Genomic DNA, 18,481 nt, shown 5'->3' on the forward strand with positions numbered 1-18,481 from the left:
GTAATCTTAGAAGAGTTGAAACCAGACGTCAGGAGAGCTATGCCATCGGACAACGGTGCTGAGTTTGAAGCCGAGCGGTACGCGCCGGCCCCTGAAGTTATGCCACCCGTTTTTGAGCCTGAATCTATTGAAGAAGCGCGTGCACAACGCCTACGTCTTGTGCGGCCTGCAGAGGAAAAGCAGGTATCGCGTGGGCGGCGTTTCCTATCGTCTATCTTGGAAATCGGCACTGTTTTGACGATTGCGCTTTTGTTTTCGATTCTGTTGAAAACGTTCTTTTTGCAGGCGTTTGAAATTCCTTCTGGTTCGATGGAGGATACGATCATCAAGGATGATCGCGTGGTTGTGAACAAGCTTGCTGATAGCGCGGATGAATTGCATCGTGGCGATATTGTGGTGTTCGTGGATCCGGGGCAGTGGCTGGCGAACGTACCGGTTCCGGAACTTTCGGCGTGGCAATCGGGTATTCAGAAGGTTGGGGAAGCCGTGGGGTTGTTCCCGAAGAATGCTGGAAGTCATCTGATTAAGCGCTTGATCGGGTTGCCTGGGGATCATGTTGCCTGTTGTGATGATAAGGGCCGTGTTACCGTCAATGGCAAGGGTATTGATGAAACGTACCTCAAGCCTGGCGTGGCGCCATCGGAGGAACGGTTTGATGTTACTGTGCCTCGCGGCCACGTGTGGGTGATGGGTGACAACCGGCCAGATTCTAGCGATTCCCGCTACCACCATCGTGTTGAAGGTTCTGGTTTTGTGCCGATCCGCAACATTGCAGGCCGGGCGTGGGCGCGTATTTTGCCGCTCAACCGGTTTGGCTTGTTACCTGATGAATCTCAGGTTTTTGAGGGCGTTCCCGCCCCGAAACGGTGATTTCTGATGGCAGTGATAAGCCCTGATCGCACGGTGGAACGCGAACTGCTTGCACAGCTGCCGGCTGGAACGTATCTGGCTGGAGTAGATGAAGTTGGCCGTGGCTCTATTGCAGGCCCTGCATCAGTGGGGATCGCACTGGTGAATACGGATACGGTTGACGAATTTCCGGTGGGACTTCGCGATTCGAAGATGATTTCTGCGCACGTGCGCGAATCGTTGGTGGAGCCGGTTCACGAGTGGGTGAGTGCATACGCGGTTGGCCATGCTAGCCCTCAAGATGTGAACGAAGCCGGGATTTTGGGTGCGTTGCGGATCGCTGCTGCGCGGGCGTTGGAACAACTTGATGGTTTTGAGATCGCTGGCGTGTTATTGGATGGTAGCCACGATTGGTGGAGTTCGGATGGCTTGTTTGACGCCGGTGCCACCTTGCCGGTGTTGCCTGTGCGAATGGAAGTGAAGGGTGATGCTCGGTGCGCCGTGGTTGCGGCGGCAAGTGTTTTAGCGAAAGTGGAACGTGACCGCATTATGGTGGAATCTGCTGAAGCTTTTCCCGGATATGGTTTTGAACGAAATAAGGGATACGCGTCGGCTGAACATATTCATGGGCTGGAAACGTTGGGAGCGTCGGCTTTCCATCGTACGGCTTGGAAGCTACCGGGTATTGGCCACACGAAGTAAAGGAGAGACGTGATGGGTGAGTTGGAGAACTACGAAGCCGAATCCGAACTTGCGTTGTACCGTGAGTATCGCGATGTTGTTAATCTCTTCCGTTTTGTGGTGGAAACGGAGCGGCGTTTTTATTTGGCGAACGACGTGGACGTGAAGGTTCGCGCATCGGCCGCGGGGGATATTTTCTTCGAGGTTATGTTGAAGGATGCGTGGGTGTGGGATATTTACCGTCCGTCGCGGTTTATTCGTGAAGCGCGCGTGGTCACGTTTAAGGATGTGAACGTTGAGGAGCTGAATAAGCCAGATATTTCTCATGAACTTGAGATGTCGTAAAAGCGTGTTCGCATTGTGAACTTCTATTGGCACAAAAAGTGCGAGTAAAAGAGGCTTTCCACAGATTTATTTTCTGCGCTGTGGGAGCCTCTTTCTTTTTGGTCCCATTGACGTATGGATATACGACATGATCGACAAACGGTTGGTGCGTGGGGCGAAGAAACTGCTGCGCGTTATCTTCAATCGCACGGGTGGACTATTTTGGATCGGAATTGGCGCTGCCCGTTTGGGGAGCTGGATATTGTTGCGTTCGATCCGTTACGTGACGCGATTGTTGCAGTTGAAGTAAAAACGCGCCGTTCGGTCAGTCATGGTTTTCCGGAGGAAGCGGTGACGGCGCGAAAGATGGATCGTATGCGTTCTGCTTTCGTTGCATGGCTGAAGAAGAATCGACGCCGTGCGGCGCATCTTGCCCTTGACGTGATCGCGATAACTGCTCATTCGGCATCTGATTTTCGGCTCAACCATGTAAAGGATGCGGCATGAGTAAAGGAATTGTGGGACGTTGTACAGGGATGACTCTGTTAGGGGTAGATGCTCGTCCGGTGTTGATTGAAGCAGCGGTGTTTCCGGGATTGCCTCATTGTTCGCTGGTTGGCTTGGCTGATACTGCGGTTAATGAGGCCCGGGAACGGTTGCGTGCAAGTTTCGCTCATGTAGGGTTGCCGTGGCCCAACGAACGGGTAACGATCAATCTTTCTCCTGCTGCCTTGCCGAAAACAGGAACTGGGCTGGATCTGGGGGTGGCTATCGCGTTGTTGGAGGCGCAAGGGTGGAAGCCACTACATAACAAAGTAGTGGCAGTAGGCGAACTCGGACTGGATGGATCTGTGCGCGGTGTTCGTGGGATCTTGCCTAGCGTGGCAGCGGCTAAACGATATGGGTTTGATACGGTTCTTGTGCCGTGGGTGAATGCGCATGAAGCTAGGCTGGTAGAAGGAATAACTATTCAACCGGTACGTCATCTTGCGCAGGTGGCTCAATGGATGGGAATTGCCGTATCTGAACCGTATGTGCCAGATCCAAAGAACGTGATCACTGTGCCTAAGCCTGAAGAACAGCCAGATATGGCTGATGTTTACGGCCAAGAAACTGCCCTGATCGGAATAGAAGTGGCGGCAGTTGGTGGGCATCATGCCGTGATGATCGGCGCTCCTGGTGTGGGCAAATCTATGATCGCGCAACGAATGCCGGGAGTAATGCCAGAGCTGACTCCAGATGAAGCACTTGAAGTTGCCGTGATCAGATCAATCCGCGGCCAAAGCTTATCCAGCCTTCATACCCGCCCACCGTTGGCCGCTCCGCATCACACTGCATCTGTGAGCGCGCTAGTGGGAGGTGGCAGCGGGATTGCTCGTCCAGGAGCAATCACCGCTGCCCATCGCGGAATCTTGTTCTGCGATGAGTTCGCTGAATTTTCCCCGCGCGCGATCCAAGCTCTGCGTGAGCCGTTAGAAAACGGGTTTATCGATATTGCTCGAGCAAATGCGGTGGTCCGCTTTCCTGCACGATTCCAGCTGGTGGCCGCGTCGAATCCGTGTAAATGTGGGCGGGCGCTGGAAGGTGTGGGAGCCTGTACGTGTACTCCGCGTGAACTGCGGGTATACAGATCAAAGCTGGGTGGGCCTGTTCGGGATCGTATTGACATAGCGATCCAGTTAAACCGCCCCACTCGTGCCGATATTCAACACGGCCCCACCACAACAAGCACGGCGATGAAGGAACGTATCAGCGCCGCGCGAGAGCGGCAACGGGCACGAGGCAGCGGGTTGAACAGCCAACTTCCGGGCCCTTGGCTTCGCGAACACACAGGACTGAGCGCCACGATGGCCGCCCTTATCGAAAAACAATTACGAACCGGGCAGGTTTCTATGCGCGGTTTTGACCGAATTTTACGAGTGGCATGGAGCCTTGCTGATCTTGCTGGGCACGATTCGCCAACGGACGACGACGTGGCGCTCGCCTTCACCCTACGAACAACTTTGGAGTCACACTGATGGATACCGAACACCGATCGGCACAAGCCTGGACATACATTGCAGAAGCCCGCCACCCGTTAGCTCTTGCCTTGATTGACACATCATCCTATGAGATAGCACTAGAGTGGGTTCGGGAATATGCGCGCACCAACACATATCCCAGCGATTTTTCTGCAACGATAGAACAGATTGGCGCTCGCGAATCGTACGTGAAGCAGGCATTGGATTCGTGGAAGATACGGCTGGAATCGTATGAGGAGTTAAGCCAGATGGCAATGGATCGAATGGGGATCAAGTTCCTCATTCCAGAAGATCCGCACTGGCCAGAAGCTCTAAACGATCTCACCGACGCGCCGTATGGACTGTGGGTGCGAGGCATGATCGACGTGTTAGATCAACCAGCCCTGTCCTTTGTTGGATCACGAGCAGCCACACCATACGGCCAGCGGCTTACCCGCAACCTTGCCTGTGACATGTCAGATTCTCACGTAATCGTTTCCGGTGGTGCTTTTGGAATTGACGTGAGCGCTCATCAAGCTGCCCTTAACAATGGGAAGCCAACACTGATTGTTTCTGCCGGCGGCGTTGATCGGCCCTACCCGCTATCTCATGCAGATCTCTACACGAACACCGTAAAGAACGGGGTAGTGGTATCTGAATCACCAGTGGGCGCAGCTCCACACCGCCACAGATTCCTCTCCCGCAACAGAATCATTGCGGCGCTAGGCGCCGGAACTATTGTGGTAGAAGCCCCGATCCGTTCCGGTGCCCTCTCAACTGCACGGCACGCGATTGATTGTGGGCGGCCGGTAGGGGCCTGCCCCAATTCGCTCGATTCGCTTTCTTCTGATGGATGCCATGCGCTTATCCGTGATGGAGCAACACTGATCCGAAACAGCGCCGATATTCGCGAACTTATATCCTGGGAACAACTTAGCCTCACTGATGAATCCGGGCGCGATATCTTCACGATGCCAGCCGATGGATATGACCCGCTCCAGGAACGAGTCTGGGAATGTACGCCGTTATCACGTGCAGCCTCCGCGGCATCGATCGCTAAAACGGCGGGAGTAGCTGAAGCACAAGCCCTGCGAAAACTCTCGCTCCTTGCCCTGGCAGGAAGGGTAGTGCACTGTGCGAATGGATGGAAGCGGGCTAGGATGAAGAAATGACGAAGAGCCATGAAACCGATCATTTCCCCACGCAGTTCGAACAGATCCTGGAACGCTACCAGCGTGAACTCGAACTCCGGCGTGGGTTATCGGCTCATACCTGCCGTGCCTACCTGCACGAAGCGCGTTCACTCTTAGAGTTTGTGTGCAAACACAGCGACGATCCCGCAACGTCCCTGCCAGAAATCGACATACGGGATATGCGATTATGGTTGGCAGATAACCAACAAGCTGGCCATTCGCGAGCATCCATTGCCCGCCACTCCGCCTCCATTCGTACCTTCACACGTTGGCTTTTCAAAAACGCCTACACCGCCGCCGATCCCGGCACCCAACTCAAATCCCCGAAAGTCTCCAACGAATTGCCACACGTGCTCACCGTCGAACAAGCACGTGAACTCTTGCGCGTAGCAAAAGAACGAACAGCAGATGGGAACGCGCTCGCGATCCGAGACGCCGCTATCGTGGAGTTGCTCTATGCAACAGCGATTCGCGTGAGTGAGCTGACTGGGACGGATGTAAGTGACGTCTCACCGTCGTCGAACCTCCGTGTGATCGGAAAAGGGGATAAAGAACGAATCGTGCCGTTCGGCAGACCCGCGCGAAACGCACTGATGGCGTGGCTGGACGTGCGTGGAACACTCCTGGAGAAAAACCCAACTGAACAGGCGCTATTCGTGGGGGCGCGCGGAAAGCGTATCGATCCACGAACCGTGCGCACCCTTCTTACACAACTGACGAAAGCGGCAGGACTACCAGATATCACTCCGCACGATCTGCGCCACTCGGCCGCAACACATCTGTTGGACGGGGGATCGGACTTGCGTACAGTGCAAGAAATTCTGGGGCATTCGTCAATTGGTACGACGCAACGCTATACTCACGTGAGTGCAGAACGGCTACGCGCCGCATTCGGGCAAGCACACCCACGCGCGTAAAAACTCTACTAAAGTAAACGTTTCATGCTGGACGAATTGTACAGGGAAAAATAAAATATGCATCTTCATAGAAAAGGTGCAGATTCTTGTATTAGGTAGGAAAACGTTTATATATCAACGTTTTGTAAAATCATCCCACAGTATGACAAAAATGTGCCATGGCGTATTTTCGAAAATGGTAACCTAGCAACACTAATCGCAGTGCAGGTTAGAAGTATATACACACCCCCGTAAAGCATGGAAAGGGAGATTGACTGTGCGGAAAAAGTCAATCATCAAACTTGTCGGCTCATGTGCAGCAGCCGCCTCGCTTGTAATTGGAAGTGTCGGCGCTTACTCAGTAGCAGAAGCCGCCAACGTACCAGATCAGCAAGTTCAAGGAGAACGAACTGATCAGTTTGTTATCAAATATAAAGACGGCACCGATGCCGCTGAAATAATCGAAAAATCTAAGGAAGTCGACGGACTTCAAGAACGCCTACCTGACGATGAACAGAAGCGCATTGACGACGCTGTTACCGGCGAAGGCGTACAAGTTACAGAATCTCGCGCTACAGCCAACGGTGCTGCAGCAATCTCGCTCAACAAGAAGCTCACCAAGGAAAGCAGTGAAGCTCTTGTAGACGAACTCGAAAAAGATCCCGACGTGGAATTCGTCGAACCTGTCTATATCGCACACGCACTTGACATCAACGAAGACGAAGTCCGCCGCGGTATCTACACCAGCTACCAGTGGAACCTACAAAACGGTGTAGGTGGAATTAACGCAAAGGAAGCATGGGCGAACAGCCGTGGTAAGGGAGTTACCGTTGCGGTTCTCGATACCGGTATTGTTTCCCACCCAGAACTCGATAGCCAGCTAGTTCAGGGAATCGACCTCATTTCGGATCCATATCGTGCCCGTGACAACAACGGCCGCGATAGCAACCCGCGCGATGAAGGCGACTGGATGCGCGCGGGCGAATGTGGTGGCGGTAGCCCACGTCAAGATCAGGCATCCTCCTGGCACGGCACACACGTAGCCGGTATCATCGGTGCACGCCAGGATGGTCAAGGTGTTGACGGCGTTGCTCCTGACGTCAAGATCGAACCGATTCGCGTGCTCGGTAAGTGCGGCGGTACATCTGTTGATATTGCTGCAGGTATCACCTGGGCATCCGGTGGTGACGTTCCAGGCCTTCCACGCAACGAACACCCAGCACAAGTTATCAACATGAGCCTTGGTGGCGGGGCACTACAGTGCCCCCGCGTCTACCAAGACGCAATTGATGCGGCAATCGCTCGCGGAACCACAATTGTTGTTGCAGCAGGTAACGAACACACCGATGCTCGCCGCGCTACGCCAGCAAACTGCAAGGGTGTCATCACCGTTGGTGCAACTGGACCTAGGGGAGAACAGTCAAGCTACTCCAACTACGGACCACGTGTTGATCTGTCCGCTCCAGGCGGAAACGGATGGGGAGAAAGCCAGATTCTTTCTGCCGCAAACCAGTCACACTTCCGTCCAGACGGCAAGCCTAACTTCATCCACATGAACGGTACTTCCCAAGCAACTCCACACGTTGCTGGCGTTGCTGCACTGCTGAAGTCTCAGTTCCCGAATATGACCCCAGAACAGGTTAAGAGTGCACTTCTTGGATCTGTCAAGCCAGTTCAGAGCTGCCAGGTCGGCGGTTGTGGCAAGGGTATTTTGAATGCTCCAGGCGCACTGCGTGAAGCAGCACGTATCATGAAGCAGAGGCTGAAGGATGCTCCTGCGCCTAGTGAACCTGTATCTGAGGGAAACGAAAAGGTTGAAAAGCCAGGTAAGCCTGAGCCAACTCCTAAGCCAGCCCCAGAACCAACTCCAGCTCCAGTCCCTGTTGACGACGTAAAGAAACCAGAGCCAACGGAATCTACACCTTACGTTCGCACAACTGTACGGATGGACAAAACTTGGCTCAAGGGCAATGAAAAGGCAATTTTGACCGTTGCCGGTTTAACCGCTGGGGAAGAAGCAGTCGTGTACGTTGACAACTTCAACAACCCAATTGGTAAGCTAACGATTGATGCCAACGGTACTCGTAGAGCAACGTTCATACCAGGTAATTCGTTGTCATACGGTTTCCACGTGATCTACGTTAAGGGGCAGACATCCCAAAAGATCGCGGGTGTTCGCTTCTACTCCAATAATCGTTAATAATTGTTACGGAAAATAAACAATGAAAAACATGAAACGAGTGATCGTGGCTAGTTTGGTCTTCCCGCTTCTAGTGGCTTGTGGAGCAGACGCAGCGTCTAGCAAAGGAAGCAAAGAAAGTGCCGGGAAAGAAACTAGCGTAACTCAACCGGAAAAGCCTGAAGTACCACCAATTGATACAGTCAAAGGCGGAAGCATTTCTGATGAGGGAGAAGCTGATAATGAAGGCCCTGGCAAGGGAGAAACTCCAGCATCGGCAATAAATACCGATCAGTTTATCGTTGGCTACAAGGAAGACAGCGAGATAGCGAAAAAGCTTGATGGTGGTCCTGCTACGGGGAAAATTGACGAACTTCTCCCAGCAGGTGAAGCTGACCGGATTTCAAAGATCTTCTCAACTGTGGGCCTCACTGTTAAGAGAACAGACGCCAATTCTGGTGGTGCTGTTGCGATCGTCCTTTCAGGGGAAGTAGATGAGGGCAAGGTTGACGAGCTCCTATCTGCAATCCGCGATGGAGATAATGTCTCATTCGCAGAACCCGTGTTGACTGCAACTAAATAAGTAGAGAATAGTATTTTCTACATCCCGGGTGTGGGGTAGTCCAAAATTGGGCTACCCCACACCCGTACATGCTATTAGCCCAAGTCAAGGAAAATATACGCCGCTCATTCAAGTAACACGATCTGCCCCTCTAGTAGTGATAGCGGGTTGATGTAGTTCTTCTTTCCTTTCTTAGCTCCCCAGTGCAGGCAGGATCGAGGAGCGCAATGTGTTCCATCTACGGTGCCGATGATCGTGCCGCGAGTAACGTGTTGGCCTTGGATTACCAGTGGAATGATCGGCTCATAGGTGGTTCGGATCCCGTCGGGATGTTGGATAGAGACGACTTGGCGATCAACTAACAGGCCTGCATAGATCACATCCCCATCATTAGCCGCATACACTGCACCGCCTTCCGCCATATCCAGATCAACTCCGCGGTGGCCGGGATCCCATGGATGAGCGCCAACATGGAATGTTTTTAATATTTTGACGGGTTTGCCTGATGGCCATCCGTAGTCACGTGATACGAATGCTGTTCTATGATTGGCGGACTCCATGCCTATGAGCACGGAGTCCGCGTGCCCACCGGAACTTACCTCTGTAGGGGCATTCGCTGGGGTAGGAGAAAGCATGAAACCGGCCGCCGCTATCGAAGCCACAGCCATACCTAAAATAATCGTCATCTTCGCCATGCCCTCATTATGATCCGATGAAAAGACGCTCTGCACCAGCCATAAAAATCAGTGGAAAACTTGTGAGATAGGAAAAATGTGGAGAACTCGTCGTCGATAAAATGTCACTAATCCCACCTTCAATCAAACGCGCGATACTCGCAAAAAATCGCGACTTTCCGGTAGAATAAACAAGCTACGCGTGTAGCAAATACGCGCGCGCGAACGCCGAAAGGCCTCCACCGCATCGGTGCAATTGTTGCGATGGAAGGCGCGCCAGGGCCTATTGACAATCCCGTTAACAGGCATCAACCGTAACTATGCGTGGGAAACCGCGCCTGAAAGGACGACCATGGCAGTCGTTTCTATGCGCCAGCTGCTTGAAGCTGGTGTCCACTTCGGTCATCAGACCCGCCGTTGGAACCCAAAGATGAAGCGTTTCATCCTCACCGAACGCAACGGCATCTACATCATCGATCTTCGTAAGACCGTTGAAGATATCAACAAAACCTACGAATTCGTTAAGGAAACTGTTGCACACGGCGGCAACATCCTCTTCGTTGGTACCAAGCGCCAGGCACAGCAGCCAATTCGCGAACAGGCTGAACGCGTTGGCATGCCATACGTGAACGAACGCTGGTTGGGCGGCATGCTCACCAACTTCACCACCGTTGCATCCCGTATCCAGCGCTTGAAGGAACTCGAAATCATCGATTTTGATGACGTCGCAGGCTCCAAGTTCACCAAGAAGGAACTCTTGATGATGCGCCGCGAGAAGGAAAAGCTTGAGCGTACCCTCGGTGGTATCCGCGATATGGCAAAGGTTCCTTCCGCAATCTGGATCGTTGACACCAACAAGGAACACCTCGCTGTTGCTGAAGCTAAGAAGCTCAACATCCCAGTTGTTGCTGTTCTTGACACCAACTGTGATCCAGATTCCGTTGATTACGGCATCCCAGGCAACGATGACGCTATCCGCTCCATCGAAATTCTTACCCGCGTTGTTGCAGACGCAGTTGCTGAAGGCCTCATGGCTCGCGGCGGCGGTAAGAACACCGAAGCTGAACCAATGCCAGAGTGGGAACGCGAAATGCTCGCGTCCGACGAAGCTAAGGAAGAAGCTCCAGCCGCTGAAGCTGAAGCAACCACCGAAGAGTCCGAAGCCTGATTCTAGGCTTACAGGGAAGGTTTAAAATCCATGGCAAACTACACTGTTGCTGACATCAAGGCTCTCCGTGAGAAGACGGGCGCCGGCATGCTGGACGTCAAGAAGGCTCTTGCTGATGCCGAAGGCGATACCGCCAAGGCTGAAGAGCTGTTGCGCCTCAAGGGCCTGAAGGTTGCTGCAAAACGCGAAGGCCGTACCGCAAGCGCAGGCTTGGTTCTTTCCAAGATTGTTGACTCCGAAGCAGGCCAGACCGGCTACATCATCGAAGTTAACTCGGAAACTGACTTCGTTGCAAAGAACGAAAAGTTCATTGCTTTCGCTGAGGAGATCCTTGAAGCCGCTGTTGCTTCCAAGGCTACCTCCGTTGAAGCTCTGCTCGAAGCTGCGCTCGCTGAAGGCACCGTCAAGGATCGTATCGACAACTTCACCGGCGTTATCGGTGAAAAGCTTGCTGTTAGCTCCCTCGAAGTTCTCTCCGGCGATCATGTTGAGTCCTACATGCACCGCACTGCTACCGATCTGCCACCACAGGTTGCCGTTCTCGTTGCTACTGACGAAGCCGGCTCCAAGGTTGCACACGATGTCGCAGTTCACATCGCTGCTATGAACCCACAGTTCCTCAACGAAGATGAAATCCCAGCTGAAGTTGTGGAAAACGAACGTCGCATCGCTACCGAAATCACTATTGCTGAAGGCAAGCCAGAAGCTGCTGTTGCAAAGATCGTTGAAGGCCGTCTCAAGGGCTTCTTCAAGCAGATTGCTCTGGTTGACCAGGCATTTGCTCGCGATCCAAAGCTTTCGGTTGGCCAGGTTGTTGAAGCTGCTGGCGGTAAGGTCACCGGCTTCAAGCGCGTTCGCGTTGGTGAAGCAGCTGCTGCTGCAGCCGAAGCTGAGTGAGTTTTTAATAACTCCACGATTCAGCTAAGAATCTAGAAGAAGCGGCGGGGTATTCCCTCGCCGCTTCTTCGCATCTTCTGCTTGCACCTTTTTCCTGGCCTTCTGCCCAATTTTCAGCTCACTGCCGGCTATCCTTTTAGCGACTAATCCCACCGCATCACCATTCCAAGCGCCCTTGTGAAACCGATAGAATGGGGGTGGTTTTAACTGAGATACATAGGAGTGTATTCATGAGTGTGGTTGTAGCGTATAAGTACACAACCAATCCGCAGGATGCTCGGGTTGGGGCAGATGGCACGGTTGATTGGTCCCGTGCGAAGCCCGCGATGAGTGATTATGATCCGGTTGCGGCTCAGGTGGGTAAGGAATTGGCCACGCAGATGGGTACCGAATCGATTGGTATTAGCGTGGGGCCGGCCGTGATCGGTGGTTCGATGGCGCGCAAGAACGCGATGTCGAAGGGCTTTTCGCGTGGCCTGATTGTGGCTGATGATGCGGCTACAGATTTTAATCCAACTCAGAATGCGCACGTTCTTGCTCAGCTCGTGGAGCGTATTAGTGGCGTTCAGGTTGTTATTACTGGTGATGCATCGATCGATAATGGTGCATCTATGACTTCTGCGGTTCTTGGCGGCTACCTTGGTTGGCCAACCTTCCAGCAGGTGGAAGCGATTGAAGTAGCTGAAGCGGGCCTGCGCCTCACTCAGCAGATCCCTGGCGGTACGCGCACGATCGATATCTCCGGCCCGGTGGTGGTTGCGGTAACGTCCGATGCGGCCCGTGTTCCGGCTCCGTCGATGAAGGAGATTCTGGCGGCTGGCAAGACTCCTGTTGAGGTTCTGGCGTTGGCAGATATGGCCGCCCCGCCAGCTGGTCTCACGCACGCGGGCAACGAAAAGCCGGCAGAACGTGAACGTAAGCGCACGATTTTCGCTGGCCCAGATGCTGTTAATGAACTTGTTGTGGCGCTCCGCGCTGATGGCGTGCTGTGAAGGAAGGAACAAGAATGTCTACTACGTGGATTGTGACCACCACTGGATCAGTCTCTGATCTGATTGCGCTTGGCCGTAACCGTGGCGATTCCGTAACGGCGGTTGTGTTGGGTGATGCTCAGGTTTCCGGCGTTGATTCGCTTATTCGTATTCCTGTTGCGGCGGGCCAGCCGGTTGAAATCCTGGCTCCGGCTGTTGCTCAGGTTGTGGAGGCGTCTGGCACGGATTTGGTTGTGGCGCCTGAAGGTTCTGCGGAACGCGCGCTGGTTGGCGCGGTTGCCGCGAAGTTTGATGCGCCGGTGTTGTTTGGTGCGCGTGAGATTGGTATGGGCACGGCTCGCTTGGCTCGTTTTGGTGCGATTACGCTTGAGGACGTCACGTTCAGCGGGGTTGCGGTTGCGATTATGGCCGGCGGTTCCGATTCTGCCGATTCCTCCGTTTCCCCAGAGTCCCCAGTAACAGAAACAGCAACAACCGCAACAACCGCCCAGATCACGTCCGAAAACATCAGTGCCACCCCTAGTGTGGATATCGCTCGCGCCCCGCGCGTGGTTGCGGCTGGCCGTGGTTTTGAGGCGAAGGAAGATTTGGCGTTGGCCCAGGATTTGGCAACAGCGTTGGGTGCTGAGCTTGGTGTGTCGCGTCCGCTGGCTGAGGGGTATGGCTGGATGCCTCGTGAATCGTACATTGGTATTTCGGGTCAGATTGTGGCGCCTGAGTTGTATGTTGCGGTTGGTATTTCGGGCCAGATTCACCATACGGCGGGCGTGACTGATTCGCAGACTATCGTTGCGATTAACAATGATGAGTTGGCTACGATGTTTGATTTTGCTGATTATGGCATTGTGGGGGATTTGTATGATGTTCTCCCTGAGTTGACTGCGGCTTTGTCTGACTGAAAGTGCGTTATGGGCATCGATTACGATTTTGACGTCATTGTTGTTGGGGCTGGCGTTGCTGGTTCTACGGCGGCTTTTCTTTTGGCTCAGCGGGGCCATGAGGTGTTGCTTGCTGAGCGTGGTGGGGAACCGGGGGAGAAGAATCTTTCTGGCGGCGTATTTTATTCGCGTGTGATGGATGAGATTTTTGAGGGTTTTTCGGTTTCTGCTCCGGTTGAGCGCCGGATTTCGCGCAATATTTTGACGTTGCTTAATGCCGATTCTGCGGTTTCGTTGGATTATTGGGATTCGCGTTTGGCAGATTCGGGTAATGCTTTTTCGGTGTTACGTGCTCGGTTGGATCCGTGGCTTGCGGAGCAGGCGGAAGAGGCTGGCGTGACGTTGATGAGTGGCGTTAAGGTCGATGAGTTGGTGTTGAACGATTCGGGTGCGGTGTGTGGTATTCGCGCTGGTGAGGACGTGTTGCACGCGAAGGTTGTGGTTCTTGCGGATGGGATTAATTCGTTTTTGGCGCGTGGGGCTGGATTACGTTCGGCGCCGGCTCCGGTCACGCTTGGCGTGGGTGTGAAGTCGGTTGTGCGGATTGGAACGGATGCGGTTTCGCAGCGTTTTGGGGTGAGTGACGACGACGGCGCTGCCTACGCCATCGTTGGCGATGCTACGAAGGGCGTTCCTGGTGGTGCGTTTTTGTACACAAACAAGGATTCGGTGAGCTTGGGTATTGTGGTGAATGTTGAGGATTTGGCTAAGTCGGAGCATTCTGCTGTTGAGCTTCACGATCACTTGGTGAATCATCCGTTTGTTCAGCCGTTGCTGGCTGGTGGCGAATTGTTGGAGTATGGTACTCATCTGGTTGCTGAGGGCGGCCAGAAGATGGTTGGTCAGATCGCGTTTGATGGTGCGGTTATTGTTGGTGATGCTGCTGGTTTTACGATCAATAATGGGTTTGCTATTCGTGGTATGGATTTGGCGGCTGAATCTGCTCGTTGTGCTGCGTTGGCTGTTCATGATGCGTTGGAAGCGGAAGACTATTCTGTCAACGCATTGAAGGCATACGAACGCAATGTGGCTGATTCGTGGTTGGGGAAGGATATGGAGACTTTTAAGAAGGCTCCTGATTTCTTGGCTACAACGCCGCAAATGTATGGCCAGATTGGTGAATATGCGGCTGATGTTCTTCACGGTGTTTACAATATGGATCTTACTCCGCGCCGCCGAATCGTTTCGCTCGCGTTAGCGATGTTGAAGAAGTCGCCGCTGTCTGCTTGGCAGTTGTTGAAGATCGTGCGCAAAGCGAAGGGGGCGCTCTGATGGTTGATGGATCGTTTTCGTTAGAGCCGTTGAATCGCCGCTTGGCAGGTAATTCGTATATGACTGATGATGAAGAATCGCATATTGAAGTTCATCAGGAAGAAATGGCTGCCAGTGGTTTTGCTGATACGTTGATTCGTATTTGTCCAGCACATGTTTACTCTAAAAACCCAGATAACACGGTGGCAGTAGAATATGCTGCCTGCTTGGAATGCGGCACATGCTTGGCTGCTGCTCCGGAGGGTACGCTTAGCTGGCATTACCCGAATTCGGGTATGGGAATCTCATATAGAGAAGGCTGATAATTTCCTGTATGTTTCCTGTGATTTAACACTTTTTGAGACAAGCGCTACGTGCGATATATGCCCTTTTCGAGTCGAAGGTTTGTCTAGAAACTGGTTCGTAGCAAAGGTTACAGAGGGAAAGGCCAACGTTTGCCAGGATCCAGCAGCGATTGCTGATCTCGGAAAGCCTATCAAATAATCGCTACTCTGGATCCGCAGAGCCAATAATTCCTTGTCCCGAGCAACTTAGTGAAGCTCATGCGTTGAAAACTGCTCCTTATTCACAGTTCAAGGTTTGTCGAGTTCTGGTGTTGCCGCATAGTTCGCGCCGCAGAAGACCACAGCCGTTGCATCTATCCGAAACTTGCTTACTTTCATACGCGTGCAGTTTAGTTAACTTACTTCAACAGATCCTTCGCTGAAAAATCAGATACCATACCCCGATGTTTACGAATCTTCCAGGTAACAAGAAGGATAACGAACCATACAGGAGTAAGAAGCACAGGAAGACGCGTTGCAGGGAAGTAGACCAAAACACCCGCAACAAACACGATAAACGCAAGCCCCACCCAAGGAGTCCAAGAAGCCCCATGAAGCTTAAACGAGGATGCCTCATGCTCCGCACGGTGAGTTTTACGATAGCGAATATAAGAGACCAGAATTAGGCCCCAAATAAACAAAATCAGGGTAGTTGCCACGGAAGAAATAAGCTGGAAACCCTGCATCACACTTCCACCTGCCTTCAAAATTGGCAGATAGATCAAAATAAGAGCACCAATGACGATCAGTGCACGCCACGGCACCTGATGCTTCGAAAGCTTCGCAAAACTCTTCGGAGCCTGATGCTGGTTAGCCAAGCCGTACATCATTCGGGACGAAGAGAAAATGCCCGAATTAGCAGAAGAAGCAGCCGATGTAAGCACCACGAAGTTCATTACTGATGCTGCGCCTGCCAAACCAACCATGGCAAACACAGAAACGAACGGAGACTTCTCCGGATTGATCACATCCCACGGAGTAATCGCCATAATGACTGAAAGTGCACCCACGTAGAAAATAGCAATACGGATTGGAACCTGGTTGATTGCTTTAGGAATCGTGTATTCCGGATCCTGGGTTTCGGCAGCAGTTGTACCAATCAATTCAGTACCAATAAAAGAATAGATAGCAATAGAGAACGCAGCCAGGAAGCCTTCTATCCCAGTAGGGAAGAAGCCACCATGATTCCACAAGTGCGCAAATGATGCTACTTCGCCTTCAGGGCCATGAAAACCGCCCGCAATCATGATTCCGCCAACCAGGATCAGCGCAATAATTGCGAAAATCTTAATAAGGGAAAACCAGAATTCGACTTCGCCAAAGAGTTTAACGGTGAGAAGATTGACGGCTACCAATACAACCAAAAGAGCAAGCGTACACAGAATCGAAATATTCATATTTCCGATCCAGAAATCAAAGTATCCAGTAATCACGATCATGTCCCCAATCGCAATCACCACCCAGAGGAACCAGTACGTCCATCCCGTCACAAACCCAGCCCATGGCCCAACCAGATCATGAGTGAAATCCTGGAAGGACTTGTAATGCAAGTTGTGAAGAAGAATTTCTCCCATCGCCCGCATGATAAGGAACAACACGAAACCAATAATTAAGTACACCAGAATGATGGACGGCCCCGCGAGGCGAATAGTAGCACCGGATCCCATAAACAAGCCGGTGCCGATAGCACCGCCCAACGCAATAAGCTGAATGTTACGGTTTGACAGCCCGCGCTGTAGTTTTGGGCCTGACTTCCGATGCTCGCGCATCTGTTCGTGGGATTCCATGTTTTCCTTTCAACGGAGCCAACTATGCTCCGTGAACATCAATGCGGAGTAGTTACTGAACGTGTATATTTTAATCGCTAGCATCTTAACGTCAAAAGTGACCATCGATCCGGACACATTCTGAGACTTTTTCCGTTAACTTGCGATGCGTTTGCGGCATCGAATGAGCTAGATTATGCCAGATTCTTACGTTGGGAACGAACGAGAAATAGGGCGGAAACCAAAGTAATTGAGCTTAAAATAATTACCGAGCCAAGGCCGAAGGCCATTCCATTAAGCCAATGTTGTTCCGGCGCGCCCATATGCTGCCCCGCAAAGAACACGGCAGTAACCATCGCAATGCCAATCGCAGTTGCCACACGCTGGCCGGTTTGTAAAAACCCGCCAGCAGTGCCGCCATGAGCATGTGGAACATCCATCATTGTTTGAGTCTGGTTAGCAGAACCGAATGCGCCAAACGAAAAACCATTAATCGCCAGCGGAACTGCCATCCACCAATAATTCAACCCGGAATGAATTCCCCACACCACAGCTCCGATTCCAGCCGTGCTGATAATAAGAAGAACGGCACACAGAACCTGAATCATTCCACCGTGAGCAATCGCATGCTTACCGCCCCACATAGCCCCCAAGGCAGATGCGGCAGCGTTAGGTAACGTGAGCAGGCCAACCCAGAGGGCAAGAACTCCCACGCCATTTTGCAAATAGATAATCACAATAACCATGACTGCAGGGCCAGACAAAAAGAACAGCGAACCCGTAAGCGTGCCCAAAGAATAGCTAGGAAGTTTCAAAAGAGCAAGATCCATCATTGGGAACTTTCCGCGTTCCTTATAACGCTTTTCCCAATAGATCCACGCGGTAACCAGGATCAAACCCAACGGAATTAGGCCCCATGCCAGAGGATTCGTAGCTGCCATGAACGGGAGCATAACAAGAAGAACAGAAAGCGAAAGAAGAGCAGAACCAACAGGATCAATATCAATCTTGCCGCGTTTAACCACAACCTTTTCACCAGTTCGTGCAGCTTGCTCTTCAAATTCACGCTGAACTTGTTCATGGTTCGGGCCGATTGTACGGCGTTCCTTCCCGAATGGTAACCAGCGAATCGCCATGATTAAACCGATTAATCCCAACGGCACATTCACAAAGAAGCCGCCACGCCAACCCCAATCATTGCCCAACCAGCCAATCAAAAAACCAGACAGGATCGGGCCGATAGCAACAGAAAGAGACACAACAAGACCAAACAAGGCAAACGCCTTAGCCCGCGCCTGGCCAGCAAAATACTGCAAAATCAAACCAGTTGTTTGCGGGGAAAGAATACCCGCGCCAGCCCCCTGGAACACGCGGAAAATATTGAGCATCACCACGTTAGAAGCAAGTCCACACGCCAACGATGCCAAGGTGAAAATAGAAAGCCCCACCACGAACAACGATGAACGGCCCAAAATATCGCCCAACCGCCCAGAAGGAACAAGCACAATTCCAATCGCCAACGCATACCCAGAAAGAACCCACTGTAAACCAGATTCAGAAGCTTGAAGCGCTTCACTCAACGCAGGCAGAGCATTATTCACGGAGCTCACCTGTACAAGAGCCATCATCAACGGCACAAGCAAAACCGCCAACAACTGCCGGCGATCATAAATCCGATCTGAACCTGGCACAGTAAAAGCATGATGATCAGGAGTTAGAGATTGTGTTCTTTTCATTAATATTCTTTCTATATATTTACTCGTTGAT

18 protein-coding genes are annotated in these 18,481 nt (G+C 52.3%); 15 read left to right on the forward strand and 3 right to left on the reverse strand.

Annotated elements, in window-relative coordinates:
- Positions 1–39 precede the first annotated feature (39 nt).
- The 9 genes from lepB to ARCH_RS02955 all read left to right on the forward strand — a co-directional run bounded on the left by lepB (position 40) and on the right by ARCH_RS02955 (position 8,705).
- The gene (gene lepB, locus ARCH_RS02915) at positions 40–870 is read left to right on the forward strand and encodes a signal peptidase I (protein ID WP_013169810.1); all 831 of its coding nucleotides are present in this window, start codon (positions 40–42) and stop codon (positions 868–870) included.
- A gap of 6 nt (positions 871–876) precedes the next feature.
- Entirely contained in the window at positions 877–1,551 is a 675-nt protein-coding gene (locus tag ARCH_RS02920; RefSeq protein WP_013169811.1) for a ribonuclease HII, read from the forward strand.
- Between the two features lie 12 nt (positions 1,552–1,563).
- Entirely contained in the window at positions 1,564–1,875 is a 312-nt protein-coding gene (locus tag ARCH_RS02925) for a DUF2469 domain-containing protein (protein ID WP_013169812.1), read from the forward strand.
- 114 nt (positions 1,876–1,989) lie between these two features.
- Positions 1,990–2,361: a YraN family protein gene (locus ARCH_RS02930; RefSeq protein WP_013169813.1), complete on the forward strand. Its 372-nt coding sequence runs from the start codon at positions 1,990–1,992 to the stop codon at positions 2,359–2,361.
- Positions 2,358–3,872 carry a YifB family Mg chelatase-like AAA ATPase gene (locus ARCH_RS02935; protein ID WP_013169814.1) on the forward strand — a complete coding sequence of 505 codons (1,515 nt, stop codon included), beginning with the start codon at positions 2,358–2,360 and terminating at the stop codon, positions 3,870–3,872. The genes ARCH_RS02930 and ARCH_RS02935 overlap by 4 nt, the downstream gene beginning before the upstream one ends.
- Positions 3,872–5,026, forward strand: coding sequence for a DNA-processing protein DprA (dprA, locus tag ARCH_RS02940; RefSeq protein WP_013169815.1), 1,155 nt, complete (start codon positions 3,872–3,874; stop codon positions 5,024–5,026). Before ARCH_RS02935 ends, dprA begins: the two co-directional genes overlap by 1 nt.
- Positions 5,023–5,964 carry a tyrosine recombinase XerC gene (locus ARCH_RS02945; protein WP_013169816.1) on the forward strand — a complete coding sequence of 314 codons (942 nt, stop codon included), beginning with the start codon at positions 5,023–5,025 and terminating at the stop codon, positions 5,962–5,964. Before dprA ends, ARCH_RS02945 begins: the two co-directional genes overlap by 4 nt.
- Positions 5,965–6,220: 256 nt before the next feature.
- Positions 6,221–8,143, forward strand: coding sequence for a S8 family serine peptidase (locus ARCH_RS02950; RefSeq protein ID WP_013169817.1), 1,923 nt, complete (start codon positions 6,221–6,223; stop codon positions 8,141–8,143).
- A 22-nt stretch (positions 8,144–8,165) separates the two neighbouring features.
- A complete protein-coding gene (locus tag ARCH_RS02955) occupies positions 8,166–8,705 on the forward strand; it encodes a hypothetical protein (protein ID WP_013169818.1) in 540 nt (179 codons plus the stop codon).
- 104 nt (positions 8,706–8,809) lie between these two features.
- On the opposite strand, the gene ARCH_RS02960 is transcribed toward ARCH_RS02955, so the two are convergent.
- Positions 8,810–9,379 (reverse strand): M23 family metallopeptidase, encoded by a 570-nt coding sequence (locus ARCH_RS02960; protein WP_049765812.1) that lies wholly within the window; start codon positions 9,377–9,379, stop codon positions 8,810–8,812.
- Between the two features lie 331 nt (positions 9,380–9,710).
- On the opposite strand from ARCH_RS02960, the gene rpsB reads away from it, so the two are divergent.
- The 6 genes from rpsB to ARCH_RS02990 all read left to right on the forward strand — a co-directional run bounded on the left by rpsB (position 9,711) and on the right by ARCH_RS02990 (position 14,927).
- Positions 9,711–10,526, forward strand: a complete 816-nt coding sequence (gene rpsB, locus ARCH_RS02965) for a 30S ribosomal protein S2 (protein ID WP_013169820.1) — start codon at positions 9,711–9,713, stop codon at positions 10,524–10,526.
- A gap of 30 nt (positions 10,527–10,556) precedes the next feature.
- On the forward strand, positions 10,557–11,423 hold the full coding sequence (gene tsf / locus ARCH_RS02970) for a translation elongation factor Ts (RefSeq protein ID WP_013169821.1): 867 nt from the start codon (positions 10,557–10,559) through the stop codon (positions 11,421–11,423).
- Between the two features lie 230 nt (positions 11,424–11,653).
- On the forward strand, positions 11,654–12,415 hold the full coding sequence (locus tag ARCH_RS02975; protein ID WP_013169822.1) for an electron transfer flavoprotein subunit beta/FixA family protein: 762 nt from the start codon (positions 11,654–11,656) through the stop codon (positions 12,413–12,415).
- A gap of 14 nt (positions 12,416–12,429) precedes the next feature.
- The gene (locus ARCH_RS02980) at positions 12,430–13,314 is read left to right on the forward strand and encodes an electron transfer flavoprotein subunit alpha/FixB family protein (RefSeq protein WP_013169823.1); all 885 of its coding nucleotides are present in this window, start codon (positions 12,430–12,432) and stop codon (positions 13,312–13,314) included.
- A gap of 9 nt (positions 13,315–13,323) precedes the next feature.
- Entirely contained in the window at positions 13,324–14,625 is a 1,302-nt protein-coding gene (locus ARCH_RS02985; protein WP_013169824.1) for an FAD-dependent oxidoreductase, read from the forward strand.
- A complete protein-coding gene (locus ARCH_RS02990) occupies positions 14,625–14,927 on the forward strand; it encodes a ferredoxin family protein (RefSeq protein ID WP_013169825.1) in 303 nt (100 codons plus the stop codon). The genes ARCH_RS02985 and ARCH_RS02990 overlap by 1 nt, the downstream gene beginning before the upstream one ends.
- Positions 14,928–15,307: 380 nt before the next feature.
- Here ARCH_RS02990 and ARCH_RS02995 read toward each other — a convergent pair whose 3' ends face one another.
- Positions 15,308–16,735: an amino acid permease gene (locus ARCH_RS02995; protein ID WP_013169826.1), complete on the reverse strand. Its 1,428-nt coding sequence runs from the start codon at positions 16,733–16,735 to the stop codon at positions 15,308–15,310.
- Between the two features lie 173 nt (positions 16,736–16,908).
- Positions 16,909–18,450, reverse strand: coding sequence for an MFS transporter (locus tag ARCH_RS03000; RefSeq protein WP_013169827.1), 1,542 nt, complete (start codon positions 18,448–18,450; stop codon positions 16,909–16,911).
- Positions 18,451–18,481: the final 31 nt, after the last annotated feature.

Origin of the sequence: Arcanobacterium haemolyticum DSM 20595 (genome assembly GCF_000092365.1) — a bacterium.
Classification (GTDB): Bacteria; Actinomycetota; Actinomycetes; order Actinomycetales; family Actinomycetaceae; genus Arcanobacterium; species Arcanobacterium haemolyticum.

Coding starts and splice junctions, on each gene's coding strand:
- ARCH_RS02930 (WP_013169813.1), top strand. CDS start 1,990: ATGGATATACGACATGATCGACAAACGGTTGGTGCGTGGGGCGAAGAA.
- ARCH_RS02935 (WP_013169814.1), top strand. CDS start 2,358: ATGAGTAAAGGAATTGTGGGACGTTGTACAGGGATGACTCTGTTAGGG.
- dprA (WP_013169815.1), top strand. CDS start 3,872: ATGGATACCGAACACCGATCGGCACAAGCCTGGACATACATTGCAGAA.
- ARCH_RS02945 (WP_013169816.1), top strand. CDS start 5,023: ATGACGAAGAGCCATGAAACCGATCATTTCCCCACGCAGTTCGAACAG.
- lepB (WP_013169810.1), top strand. CDS start 40: ATGCCATCGGACAACGGTGCTGAGTTTGAAGCCGAGCGGTACGCGCCG.
- ARCH_RS02955 (WP_013169818.1), top strand. CDS start 8,166: ATGAAAAACATGAAACGAGTGATCGTGGCTAGTTTGGTCTTCCCGCTT.
- ARCH_RS02975 (WP_013169822.1), top strand. CDS start 11,654: ATGAGTGTGGTTGTAGCGTATAAGTACACAACCAATCCGCAGGATGCT.
- ARCH_RS02990 (WP_013169825.1), top strand. CDS start 14,625: ATGGTTGATGGATCGTTTTCGTTAGAGCCGTTGAATCGCCGCTTGGCA.
- ARCH_RS02925 (WP_013169812.1), top strand. CDS start 1,564: ATGGGTGAGTTGGAGAACTACGAAGCCGAATCCGAACTTGCGTTGTAC.
- ARCH_RS02960 (WP_049765812.1), bottom strand. CDS start 9,379: ATGGCGAAGATGACGATTATTTTAGGTATGGCTGTGGCTTCGATAGCG.
- ARCH_RS02920 (WP_013169811.1), top strand. CDS start 877: ATGGCAGTGATAAGCCCTGATCGCACGGTGGAACGCGAACTGCTTGCA.
- tsf (WP_013169821.1), top strand. CDS start 10,557: ATGGCAAACTACACTGTTGCTGACATCAAGGCTCTCCGTGAGAAGACG.
- rpsB (WP_013169820.1), top strand. CDS start 9,711: ATGGCAGTCGTTTCTATGCGCCAGCTGCTTGAAGCTGGTGTCCACTTC.
- ARCH_RS02985 (WP_013169824.1), top strand. CDS start 13,324: ATGGGCATCGATTACGATTTTGACGTCATTGTTGTTGGGGCTGGCGTT.
- ARCH_RS02995 (WP_013169826.1), bottom strand. CDS start 16,735: ATGGAATCCCACGAACAGATGCGCGAGCATCGGAAGTCAGGCCCAAAA.
- ARCH_RS03000 (WP_013169827.1), bottom strand. CDS start 18,450: ATGAAAAGAACACAATCTCTAACTCCTGATCATCATGCTTTTACTGTG.
- ARCH_RS02980 (WP_013169823.1), top strand. CDS start 12,430: ATGTCTACTACGTGGATTGTGACCACCACTGGATCAGTCTCTGATCTG.